The sequence below is a fragment of the Acidobacteriota bacterium genome, from assembly GCA_016700075.1.
In the GTDB taxonomy this organism is placed as follows: Bacteria; Acidobacteriota; Blastocatellia; order Pyrinomonadales; family Pyrinomonadaceae; genus OLB17.
This window is the reverse complement of record CP065000.1, coordinates 2185040-2197425: the sequence shown is the minus strand read 5'-3', so window position 1 is coordinate 2197425 and position 12386 is coordinate 2185040. Positions and strand designations below refer to the sequence as shown.

The window sequence follows — 12386 nt, the reverse complement described above, 5'->3', positions numbered from 1 at the left end:
GCTAGTTTCCGGCGGCCTTGACCCAGTCGTAGCCCTTTTCTTCGAGTTCGAGGGCAAGCTCTTTGCCGCCTTCTTTGACGATCTTGCCGTTTGCGAGAACGTGGACGAAATCCGGCTGGATGTAGTTGAGCAGACGCTGGTAATGCGTAACGAGGATGATGGCGTTGTCCGCCGAACGGAGCTTGTTGACGCCTTCGGCGACGATGCGAAGAGCGTCGATGTCGAGGCCCGAATCGGTCTCGTCAAGAATGGCGAGCTTCGGCTCGAGCACGGCCATCTGCAGTATCTCGTTGCGCTTTTTCTCGCCGCCCGAAAAGCCTTCGTTCACCGAACGCTTGAAAAATTGCGGGTCCATTTCGACGATCTTCGCCTTTTCTTTCAGATAGTCGTTGAATTCCAGCGGGTCGAGCTCCTCGCCGCCAGTGTGCTTCATCTTCTCGTTGTAGGCGAGCCGCAGGAACTGCGAATTCGACACGCCCGGCACCTCGACCGGATACTGGAACGCCATAAAAACGCCGTCGCGTGCGCGCTCGTCGGGGTCCATTTCGAGCAAATTCTTGCCCTCATAGATCACCTCGCCCGACATCACTTCATACGAAGGATGCCCCGCGAGCACTTTTGACAACGTCGATTTGCCGGAGCCGTTCGGCCCCATGATCGCGTGTACCTCGCCTTTCTGCACACGCAGATTCAGGCCCTTCAATATCTCTTTTCCGTCAATGCCTGCATGCAGGTCTTTTACTTCAAGCAACATAAATTCTCTTCACAGAAGATGACGCGGAGCCCAACCAAACGAGCCTCTGCGTTCTCTGTGCTCTCGGTGGTTAAATTGATCTAGCCGACGCTGCCTTCCAATTTGAGCCCGAGCAGCTTTTGTGCTTCGACCGCGTATTCCATCGGCAGTTCGCGGAAGACCTCTTTACAGAAACCGTTAATGATCAGCGAAACGGCGTCCTCTTGCGAAAGCCCTCGCTGCTGCAGATAGAAAAGCTGTTCTTCAGAAATTTTCGATGTGGTCGCCTCGTGCTCTACGCGGGCGGTGTTATTCATCACCTCGATGTAAGGGAACGTGTTCGCCTCGCACCGGCCGCCGATCAGCATCGAATCGCACTGCGTATAGTTGCGTGCTCCGTCGGCTTTCGGCATCACCTTGACGAGTCCGCGATACGAATTGTTCGATCGGCCGGCCGAGATGCCCTTTGAGACGATCGTCGACTTTGTGTTCTTGCCGAGGTGGATCATCTTCGTGCCCGTGTCGGCGATCTGGGCGTTGTTAGTGAGCGCGACCGAGTAAAATTCACCGATCGAATTGTCGCCCTGCAGTATCACCGATGGATATTTCCAGGTGATCGCCGAGCCCGTCTCGACCTGCGTCCACGAGATCTTCGAATTCACACCGCGGCAGGCTCCGCGTTTCGTTACGAAGTTATAAATGCCGCCCTTGCCCGTTTCGTCACCGGCGTACCAGTTCTGAACGGTCGAATACTTGATCTCGGCATTGTCCAATGCGACGAGCTCGACAACAGCCGCGTGAAGCTGATTCGTATCGAACTGAGGCGCCGTGCAGCCCTCATTATAGGCGACGTAACCGCCTTCTTCTGCAACAATTAAGGTGCGTTCAAACTGCCCCGATTCCTGCGTATTGATGCGGAAATATGTCGATAGCTCCATTGGGCACCGAACGCCTTTCGGAATGTAAACGAACGAACCGTCCGAGAAAACGGCGGAGTTCAGGGCGGCGTAATAGTTGTCGCCGACGGGCACGACCGAACCGAGATATTTCTGGATCAGCTCAGGATATTCCTCGACCGCCTCTGTAAAAGAGCAAAATATCACGCCGGCTTCGAGCAGCTTTTTCTTGAATGTCGTCGCGACCGAGACCGAATCGAAAACAGCATCCACCGCCACATTTGCAAGCATCTTCTGCTCAGAAAGCGGAATGCCAAGCTTCTCAAACGTCTTGATCAGTTCCGGATCGACCTCGTCCATCGACGCCTTTGTCGGCTCTTGCCTCGGTGCCGCATAGTACGAGATATTCTGAAAATCGATCTCAGGATATTCAAAGTTCGGCCAATTCTTGGGCTGCTCCATTTTCAGCCATTGGCGATACGCCTTCAGGCGAAACTCAAGCATCCACTCGGGCTCGTTCTTCTTTTGCGAGATCAGACGGACCGTGTCCTCGGACAATCCTTTCGGGATAATGTCCGTTTCGATATCGGTGACGAATCCGTACTTGTATTCGCGATTCTGTAGTAATTCTGCTGCTGTCGACATAATGATTCTTGACTCGGGCTATCGCGTTCTACGAGATCAGCCGGCCGACCTCTGTCACATGCCAGTTATCGCCCTGCTTTTCCCATTTCACATAGAAAGCGTTATTCGGCTTACCTGTCTCTGCGTCAACTAATTGAAATTTGTTGCCCGCGACGAGCACCCATTTCTCAGTTCGCTTGGCAAATGCATCGTGAAAATTCGGACTGTCTTCCGAGGGCTTGAAAATGCCCTGATAAAGATCACCTTTCTTCTTCAGATCGTCGGCAAGTTCCTTGTAGGTCAGCGTCGAATCGAGCATTGGGTTGTCCATGTTGCCCTCTTCGCCCTGATCGATGGTGTTCATGATCCTAAGGCCCTTTTCCGGCGAAATGTAGCTCAGGAAGACGGTCGTGTCTCGCTTTTCAATGGATCCGATGAACTTTTTCATCTCCGCTTCCAATGCGGCATTTTCGGCCGATGCCTGTGCAAAACCGCCGATCGCCAAGATCATGACCGAAAAGATAACTGCAAGATCCCTTTTCATACCTGTACCCTTGCTTGAAATAAAACTATTCGCCGCACCAATATCAACGTGTTCGCAAAACTCAGATCCTCTGCGGCTCTATCGTCCTGTGGATTCCCTGTATCTGATGGAACATCGCATCTACCGTTTTCTCAGAACCCACCAACTGAGCGAGCGTGATCCGAGAGAGAGCGTTCTCGACGATCTCGTGCAGGCCGACGATGACCGGCCGTATGCCGCAATCGCCCGTGTGCACACACGTATCGAGCACGCCCGTGTAGCCCTCACAATGTGAGCTTAGAACATCCTCGTCCAGCACTTTTATGATCTCGTTCAGATATATCTCACCGGCAGGGCGTGCGAGAAAATAGCCGCCTTTCGTCCCGCGGGTCGAATTAACAAAGCCCGCTTTGTTGAGCAGCCACATCAGCTTGCCGGCGTTCGCCGTCGAGATGCCCTCGAGCTCAGCTATCTGCGGCAGAGTAAGCGATTCGCCATCCTTCAGATTTGCCAACTGAACTAGGCACCGAAGCCCATATTCCTCTTGCGCCGAAATTTTCATAAACCACCCTGCTGCAATGCTTTGACGTTGCCAACCATAAACCCAATAATCTCAAAACATTATTTTTTTGTCAAGATTGCGTGCAGTCCGTAAACCTGCATATTTCTGCCGCCGGGAACTTTGCACAAAAAGAAAGGGCGGCAGTAACGCATACCTGCCGCAACTATTGTTAGAGCGAACGATCTGTACCGGAATACTAGCCTGCCGGCCATAGGCCATCAGTCTTAAAGACGGCCTTTACGGAACCCCAATTTCCCGCCGTGTCGCGTGCCCGGACATAAATAATGTGCGTTCCGCTGCGGATGTTGAACGTGGCGAGGGCGTATTCGTTCATGCTGTTAAAGCTGCCGTCCTCAGGCGTCATAGCTATCGGCGTACCGCCACGCCACGGCGGCGTATTCAGATAGGCCTCGGCGGCAGCGATAGGCTGCCCGCCGTTGAACTCGTCGCTGAACTGCGCACGAAACCTGAATGACGCTGTAGAAAGCGCTGTGATCGTCAGTGTCTCGGCGGTCGGGCCTTCCGCAATCATGTACGGCGTTCTTGCGGTTTTTGCCATGTAGAGCAGGACGGGCAGGTTCTTGCTCCAAAAGTTTCCCGCCGTACCGCCGCCCTCGATGCATGTGTAAGCGGGCATGAATCCGCCGCAAGTGCCTGAGCCGTTGCCGATCTCCATCGTCATCGAAACAGCACCCAGTTCGCCGTAGGCATAATCTTTCGCCGAGCCGCTGGTCGGATACAAATTGACGCCTTGTATCGGATTGTAGCCGTTGTAAGCGGCCATTTTTCTGGCAAGGGTAACGATCTGCGGGTTTGGCGGAGGCAGGGTATCTTCACCCCAAGGATAGAGTATGAGATTCCCGGTCGAGTGCATGTCGAGGACAGCACCCGTAGCATCAATGGGTGCAGGTTCGTTACGCGGGGCACCTCGCTGGTCGGGGAAAAGCGTCGCGATCAGAGCCTCTTGGTACGCGATCTCAGGCTCGGAAGCGGCGGTAAGGCCCGGAAAGGTCTCGCCGCACGGTTCGGTCGGCGGATTGACGATGCCCCAACGGAACGAATAGTTGCGATTGAGGTCAATTCCGGTGGTCACGGTCGTACAGCTGCCCGAGAGATTGTTCATGTTCTTACGCTTTAACGCACCGGTCTCGGCGATCTTTCGCCCGTCGGGATTCATGATCGGGATCACGACTATCCTGTGTTCGTCGAGCAGCCAGGTGGCGTCGGCATCGATGCCGTAATTCGTAAGCAGATAAGAGATGAACCTGGTCGCAAGTTCCGGCGGAACGAGTTCGCGGGCGTGAAGTCCGGCTTGAAGCAGGAATGTGGGCTTTGGCCGTCGGTCGGAACTCTGGCTGGTTAGCGTGATTCCGGTCAACTTGTAGCCGTTCACCGGGTTTTGCACCTTGAGCCAACTGTCGCCGTAGGTGAAAACGCGGGCGAGGTTCGGGTAGGAAGCCTGCATCTGGTTGAGGAATGCGTACGTTTCCTCGACGGTACGATAACCGCCGTTGAACGTCTCGACGCCGTTACGGGGCAGTTCGGCGGTCAATTTTTTATCAGGCCGCACGTCAAATCCCGACCTCTGCAATTCCGCGATCTGTGCAGCGGTGGTGATAAAGATCAGGTCGTCGCCCTCGCGATATTCCATCAGGTCGAGCCCGAGGTCCATTACTCTCCGCATGTCGGCATCGGTCTTGACAGCGATGCGGGCGACGATGAGCTCGCTGTTCGGCGCCGCAACTTGAGCGAATACGGGCGTAAATGCCGCGAAACAGAGTGCCGCCATCAGCACCGCTGCGCCGGCCTTTCCTCTAAGCGTTTGGAACATAATAAGCGGACGATATCAGATTTTTGTTCGATTGTTAAGCAATTTCACCTTGCGGCCCTATGACCGCGGCTTTGAATACTTTCCGCGTATCTTTACCGCTCGTTCGATGATGTCGGCGTTCTCCAATATCTTGAGCCGCAGATCGCGGTCGAGCGTCGGGTTGTCGGCAAGGAATTTGTTGATGATTCCCAACGCCTCTTCGCTACGCTGTCCGCCGATGAAGGCGCCGAGCCAGCCGTTGACGAAAAATATCTTGCGATTGCGTTTGTGGTTGGGAAGCTCCGCGAGAGCCCGTTGCAGATAGGGCAGCGTCAACTCGCTGTGCCGGATGGAGTTCCACGGCCCAAACGCGGCCTCGATCCAGCTTTCCGAGATGTCTTTGTTGCTCACGAAATCGTTCCAATACTTCGCCTTGTTCTCAGCCGTCGCGATGCCCGCCCTCGCAGCGTATGCATATCGCTTCGCATCATCGCTACTTTCTGTTTTCTCGAGTTCCGCCAATAGCGTCGCCGCATCCGGATCGCCCAAGATCAACAGCCGCGTGACGATGTCGAATTTGTCTTTCGTCTTGAGCGGAAGCTTTCGCAGCATTTCCTCGAAACGAAGAATTCTTTCGACGTCTTCTTTAGAATAAATACCCGGAGGGAACGGCTTCGGTTCGTCATTTGCTTTTTCTCCGATTTTTGTCTTAAGCATCGCCCGCAATACTTCCCTCCCATTGGCACTCGATGCGATGTTCAAAAACGCCCGGTAATAGGTGATCCTTTGTCCGAGTGTCTCCGCGCTCTGCATTTGCTCGATGAGCAGATCCTCGACCCGCGGCCGCAGCCCTGCCGAACGGCTATCGTCGATGTAATAGTTCATCGCCGTCCCAACGCGGCTGAGCAGCAACGCCGTCGTCGATTCGTCATCACAGTTCAGAGTACAAGCTTTAGCTTGCCCTCCGCTGCCCGCAGACGTCTCTTTGCCACCGGGAAACAAACTAAAGTTTGAACTCTGAACGCTAAAGTTTGAACTCTGAACGCGGACCACCAGCTCCACAAACTCCCGCGGGTCGAGCTCGCCCTCGCGGACGCTGTCCCACAGAGCGCCCCACATCATCGACCGCAGGAACGGGTCCTTCTCGTTCTGGATGTTTTTCAGAACGTAATCGCGGCTCTTGCGATCTAATAAAAAAATCCCGTACCCGAGATCGCCGTGATTGGGAAAAATAAGCTCGGGATATGGATACTCGAATAAAGGCCTGTATGGCGCAATTTCCATTCTTGCAATCGAGCGGTTTTCATAAACTTTTTCGAAATATACGTTTATGATGGACGTCTTTTCATTCTTCAAAACAAGAAGATTTAATCTTTGCTTCCATGTCACGCCTTCATGAGCATTAATCTGCTCCATTTTATGTTCATACCGCGCTCCCATGTCTTCCCCCCAACCAACACGGTAAGCCGGTAATCCTTTTCTACTTACCCAGACGTCGGCCCATTCTTTCAAATCCTGCTTACTCGCAAGCTCAAACTGTTTAACCAGATCCTCCCACCCTGCATTCCCAAACTCATGCTTCTTCAAAAACGCACGGACGGCGGTTTGGAATTTGTCTTCGCCGAGGTAGAACTCAGCCTGCCGCAGGAACGCCGGGGCTTTGTTGTAGACGATGTTGCCGTAGGCGCTCTTTGCGGCGGAGAGGTTCGGTATCTCTTGATAGATCGGCGTCGTTCCCTTGGTCGAATCGGTCTGGTAGGCGGCCTGCTTGACGCGTTCGTAGAAGACCTTCCACGCCATCGTCTCCGGCATTATCCGCTCCATCGCCTTGTACGCCGTAAAGGTCGCAAAGCCCTCTTTCAGCCACAGGTCGTCGAACCAACGCATCGTCACCGTGTCCCCAAACCACTGGTGCGACGCCTCATGAAAGATCAGCAACGCCCGCGAGATGTGGTCGTTCCGCGTCGGCTCCTGCGGAAAAATGATCGAAGATTCCCGCAAAAACGTCGCCCCCGCATGCTCCATCCCGCCAAACGGAAACTCCGGTATCAGAACCAGATCGTACTTAGGAAACGGGAACTTGTAGTCGAAATATTCCTCGAAGTATTTGATAGCCTCGCGGTTGAGGCGAAAGACTTCGGCTGCGTGGGGCTTGAACTTGGCGGCCTGCGATTTGCGGACGTAGATCGAGGTCTGCGGCCCGGTCCTGTCAGAACCACCTGCGGTAGCGGGTGGTTGAAGGTTAGGATCGGTCGCGCTCGTTCTGGCCGCGTTCGTGGTACTCCGAGTTAAACCACCCGCTACCGCAGGTGGTTCTGACACGCGCTCCCATGGCCCCGCCGCGAACGCGAATACGTAGGTGCTAATGGGTTTGGTCTCGACCAACGTAGAGGAGAACTCTCTTGGCTTACCGTCGCTGAAAATCGTTTCGGAATCTTCACCTAGAGCGTTCGAAATGACCTCCCAGTCCTTAGGTCTCTTGACCTTCAACTCAAACCTCGCCTTCAGATCCGGCTGATCGAACACTGGGAACGCCGTGCTGGCGTCGCTTGGGACAAAGAGCGAGTAGATATACTCCGACCCGTCCTCTTTATCCACATACCGCGTTATCGCCGACCCGCTCGTCAATATCGGCGAGGTGAAATCGAGCTTGATGACGTTCTCGCCCAAGACAACGCCGTCGCGGAAGATGAGGTGTTCGTTGTATTCCTCAAAGCTGCGATCTGATATCGCCCTCGCTGACGCGCGGGCTTCTGCATCTTTGTCTTCAAGTTGAGCAGCAGATTGCGAAAGCCCGCGCGTTAGCAAGGGCGATACACTCAACTCAACGCCGTTAAGGCTTATGTTCGCAATGCTTGATTTCTCTTCATGGCCCGCGATCTTTCGCCAGTCGAGGATGATCGGCGGCGGAGACCCAGTCGCTATCGCTCCCGGTTCTGACACCTTTACGCGGATCTCGATCGTGCCTTTCAGCACCGGCGACATCTTTTCGAGCGTGAGGTTGAGCTTATACCGGACGTCGCTATACCGTTCGGCGCGCCATTTTGCGAGCTCGAGCGAGACGCCGGGTTCGATCGGCGGCATTTGAGAATGTGTCATACCGGCAAACAGTAACAATAAGATCAACAGTCGCAACGCCATAAGCAGATGGTTCACCACAGAGGGCACAGAGAACATGGAGGTAAGTTTATTAGCAAGGATCAGAGGCTGAATAGCTTACCGTCTTCACAGTGCACCCGATCCGTTTTCACAATTCTCTGTGCTCTCTGTGTCCTCTGTGGTGAATTCTGATCCCTAAAAACTTAGGCGGCTAACCTCGTGAATAGGTTGCCGCCTGCAAAGAACAAAATTGCTGCCCGCAGTTACAGCGCGAAATTAAAACTGACGAACCCAGTCGCACGGACGGGCTGGCCGTCGCGTGTGAAGGGGCGAAAACGCCATTTTCGCACTGCATCCTTCGCCGCGGCCTGCAGAATGACAGGGCCGCTGACGTTCTGTATCTCGGCGACGTCACCGTTCTCATCCACCATCAGATCGACGCGGACGACGCCCGATGCACGAACGGTGCGTGCCGCAGGCGGATATACGGGCCGGGTCTGGCTCGTCGCGTAACCGGTCAGCGAACCGACCTCAAGCGGTCCGTCGCTCGACGACTCTGTCTTTTCAGGAGCGGGCGGCGGGGTTTCCTTTTTCGCAACCGTCTCAGGCGCAGACTTTCCTACGACAACGACCGGTCGATCATTCTGGGTGGCAGCGGGCTTCTGTTCGGCGGGTTTTGAAGCAGCGACGGCCGCGGTTCCCGATCTGACTGCCGGCTGTGAAGCTGTTTGAGATGCGGTCTGCGTGACTGACGGTGCTGCTGCTGCGTTTGCCGGTGCTGCGGGCTCGGCTTTCGGCGGTTCCGGAGTTCCGTCGTTGATAGCGTTCAGCACGGTGCTGCGCGAATTTGCCATCTGCTCGCGCGTGTCCGAAAGCTTGTCCTGCCAACGCCGCGTATCAAAGCTGTCGCGTGCGAGTGCTCCGCGTGCGGCCACGGCCTCTTCCATCATCGCCATCGCGTCGGCGGTCTTTGCGTTGTCTTTGCCGAGTTCACGCGATTGGTCGATGACCAGTTCGAGCGTCTCGCGCATTTTTTCCAGATCGTTCACCGCCTCAAGCGGCAGTGCGCGGTCGTTGACGGTAAGCCCAAGCACGCGATAGCGTTCGACGCGATTACGCGCGACGCGGACGACCTGGCCCGCGACGGCCATGTACCCATTAAGCGGCCGCGACGCGCCGTTCTTTTGCTCGTTGGTGAAAAACTCGGTCAACAGATCCTGCGCGCGTTTGTAATCGCCCTTTTCGACAAAGCTATTCATCAGCAGGACGTTGACCACCGAACGCACGGCCTGATCGCCGGATTCGCGGCGAATATTCTCCAGCTCGAAAATGGCGGCGTTGTAATTCATCACCGCGATAAAGGCCTTTGCCTTTGAAATGCGGTCGCGCATCACATCGCCCGAAGTGGGCGGAGCGGTGTTCTGTGCCGGAGCGGGATCGGTGGTCTGCGTGTAGGAAACCGCAGCAAATGTGACTAAAACCAGTAAAATCGAAGCGTAAAACCTTCTGATCTTTAACGGCATCTTCTTCCTCCTCTCGTGGGTTGAATTTTCCGTAAAGGCCAAGCGAACTCACCTATAGAAGGCTCACTCTGACGACCTAATAATTCATTGCAGCCGCCAAATAAAAGCTTTGGCGAGCATTTGTAATGCCCGCCAATGTTAGTTTTTCAAACTATTTAAAATCTTATCGCGATAGCGGCGTGCATCTATTTTTATAGCATTTTCGTTTAACGTCAGCAAACGGCGGTCCTGCATGACGACGCGGCCCGCGATCAGAACGGTGCGTACGTCGGACGCTTTCGTCGTGTAAACGAGATGCGAATAGATGTTGTACATCGGGAGTTGATGCATTCCGTCGAGGTCGAGTATAACGATGTCGGCGGCCTTGCCTGATTCGATCGAACCGGTCACGCGGTCGAGATTCAACGCACGAGCACCGCGGATCGTCGCCATCTCAAATGCGGCCTCGGCAGGCACGGCTTTCGGGTCGCCTGAAGTGAGTTTGTGCAGCTTTGCGACGGAATCCATCTCGTCCCACATGTCGAGGTCGTTGTTCGAAGCCGGCCCGTCCGTGCCGATGCCGACCGCGACGTCCGCCGCCAGCATCGCTGGGATCGGCGCGACGCCGGATGCGAGTTTCATGTTCGATTGCGGGCAATGCGCCGAGCCGACGCCGCGGCGTTCGTAGATAGCGATCTCGTTGTCGGTCAGCCAAACGCTGTGCGCCGCGATCGTGCGGTCTGACAAAAAGCCGATGCTTTCCAGATATTCGACGGGCGTTTTACCGTATTGCGCGAGGATGTCGTCGCGCTCCTTTTTCGTTTCGGCGACGTGTATGACGACCGCCGAATTCAATCGATCCGACTGTGCTTTTATCGCTTTCAGATGATCGGTCGAGAGCGTGTATGGCGCATGCGGCGCCGCTGCGGGAACGATCAGCGGATCGTTCTGCCAGCGTTTGATGAAACGCTCGGTCAAGACAAGCGCGTCTTCGGGTGTTTTCGCGTCGGCGACGGGAAACTGGATTATAGTCTGGCCGAGCACACCGCGGACGCCCGCTTTTTTGGTCTCTTCGGCGATCGCGTCCTCGAAATAATACATGTCGCAGTAAGTCGTCGTCCCACCGCGTATCATCTCCGCCAGGCCGAGCCGCGTCCCGGCCCGCACGAACGGCTCGTCAACATTCTTCGCCTCGGCAGGAAATATGAACTGCGTCAGCCAGTCGTTCAGGTCGAGGTCGTCCGAAATGCCGCGAAACAGCGTCATCGGCACATGCGTGTGCGTATTTATCAGCCCCGGAATAACCGCCTTTCCGGCCGCGTTTATCACACGACGCCCGCGAAAACCCGCCGTTATCTCCCGACGCGTGCCGACCGCCTCGATAACGCCGCCCTTTATCGCGACCCCGCCGTCCTCAATAACACGCCGCCCGCCGTCCATCGTAACGACCGTGCCGCCGAGTATGAGGATGTCAACCGCAATCACCCGCGAACGCGTGCCCTGCGCGAAAGTCGAAAATGTGAATGTTAAAACGAGAAAAAATGCGGTAAGAGATCTAAGCTTTTTCATTTGTAGTGATCACCAATTGATGAGCGTATCCACTTAACGCATTCGCTCCAGCTTCTCGACATCCGCCAAATCCTGATGTCGGCCAACTGCTCGTTTATTGGAAATTAGGTCGTCGATATTTATCAGGCTTATTTCTAGATCATCCAATTCGACCAGTTTTCTGTTTGCAAAAGCGAGTTCGAAATCGACGCCTTCCAAATAATTGATGATCTCGATCTTTATTGGAGGAAATCCCATGCGAACGACACTTTTTGGCTTAGTAAACAACGATTTATCAAGTCCGGGTACGCCAAAACCAAAGTCGTCTAACGCTCTCACGAGTTTCTCAGCATTTTCTTGGTCATTCGAGACACAGACATCTAGATCATTTGTATTTCGGATGTGTCCATTAAGAATAACTGCGTATCCACCGATCAGAAGATATCGGACATCATTTCGGTTCAACGACCTCAAAAACTCTTGAAATTCTTTCTCTAATCTTATCGCCATATGCCATATACCTTAGCCGATAGGCGTATTCTAGCCGCTCTGCATACGTCGTGTTTTTCCAATACTCGATCTCATCAGAATCGTCAAAGTTCTCGATGACCTTGAGTCGTTTTCGATCTAACTTCAGTTCTGGCAATGGATCATTTTCATTCATGAATGTGAAACCAATGTAAGTATTCTATTTCAAAAACTTCGAATCAAACGCTCTTGGCAACAATTCGCCCATCTGTATTATCTCACTTTTCCCTTCCAAATTAGAGAGTATGACGGGAACGTCGCCGCAGAATTCCCAGATGATCTGGCGGCAGACACCGCAAGGCGGGGTGAGTTCTTCGGTATCGACGACGACGGCTATGCGCGTAAAGCGTTTTTCGCCGCACGAGATGCCTTTCCAGATGGCGACGCGTTCGGCGCAGACGGTCAGGCCGTAGCTGGCGGATTCGACATTGCAGCCGATATATATATCGCCGCTTTCGGCCTCGACGGCGGCGCCGACACGAAAATTTGAATACGGCGCATACGCACGTTCGCGGGCATCGGCGGCGGCTTTTATCAGTTCTTCTTTGGTGTGCTGCATTT

At 54.3% G+C, this 12386-nt stretch carries 10 protein-coding genes; all 10 read right to left on the bottom strand.

What is annotated here, in order from left to right:
• Position 1: 1 nt before the first annotated feature.
• Positions 2-754: a Fe-S cluster assembly ATPase SufC gene (gene sufC / locus IPM50_09935; protein ID QQS31995.1), complete on the bottom strand. Its 753-nt coding sequence runs from the start codon at positions 752-754 to the stop codon at positions 2-4.
• Between the two features lie 80 nt (positions 755-834).
• Entirely contained in the window at positions 835-2274 is a 1440-nt protein-coding gene (gene sufB / locus IPM50_09930; GenBank protein QQS31994.1) for a Fe-S cluster assembly protein SufB, read from the bottom strand.
• A 28-nt stretch (positions 2275-2302) separates the two neighbouring features.
• Entirely contained in the window at positions 2303-2797 is a 495-nt protein-coding gene (locus tag IPM50_09925; GenBank protein QQS31993.1) for a hypothetical protein, read from the bottom strand.
• A 61-nt stretch (positions 2798-2858) separates the two neighbouring features.
• The gene (locus IPM50_09920; protein ID QQS31992.1) at positions 2859-3338 is read right to left on the bottom strand and encodes an Rrf2 family transcriptional regulator; all 480 of its coding nucleotides are present in this window, start codon (positions 3336-3338) and stop codon (positions 2859-2861) included.
• A gap of 196 nt (positions 3339-3534) precedes the next feature.
• Positions 3535-5169, bottom strand: coding sequence for a peptidase M14 (locus IPM50_09915; GenBank protein QQS31991.1), 1635 nt, complete (start codon positions 5167-5169; stop codon positions 3535-3537).
• A gap of 57 nt (positions 5170-5226) precedes the next feature.
• Entirely contained in the window at positions 5227-8247 is a 3021-nt protein-coding gene (locus IPM50_09910; GenBank protein ID QQS31990.1) for a hypothetical protein, read from the bottom strand.
• A gap of 263 nt (positions 8248-8510) precedes the next feature.
• Positions 8511-9770 carry a TonB family protein gene (locus IPM50_09905; protein QQS31989.1) on the bottom strand — a complete coding sequence of 420 codons (1260 nt, stop codon included), beginning with the start codon at positions 9768-9770 and terminating at the stop codon, positions 8511-8513.
• 138 nt (positions 9771-9908) lie between these two features.
• Entirely contained in the window at positions 9909-11318 is a 1410-nt protein-coding gene (locus IPM50_09900) for an amidohydrolase (GenBank protein ID QQS31988.1), read from the bottom strand.
• Positions 11319-11351: 33 nt separating this feature from the next.
• Complete coding sequence (locus IPM50_09895; GenBank protein QQS31987.1) at positions 11352-11807, bottom strand: hypothetical protein; 456 nt, start codon at positions 11805-11807, stop codon at positions 11352-11354.
• A gap of 178 nt (positions 11808-11985) precedes the next feature.
• A complete protein-coding gene (locus tag IPM50_09890; GenBank protein QQS31986.1) occupies positions 11986-12384 on the bottom strand; it encodes a cytidine deaminase in 399 nt (132 codons plus the stop codon).
• Positions 12385-12386: the final 2 nt, after the last annotated feature.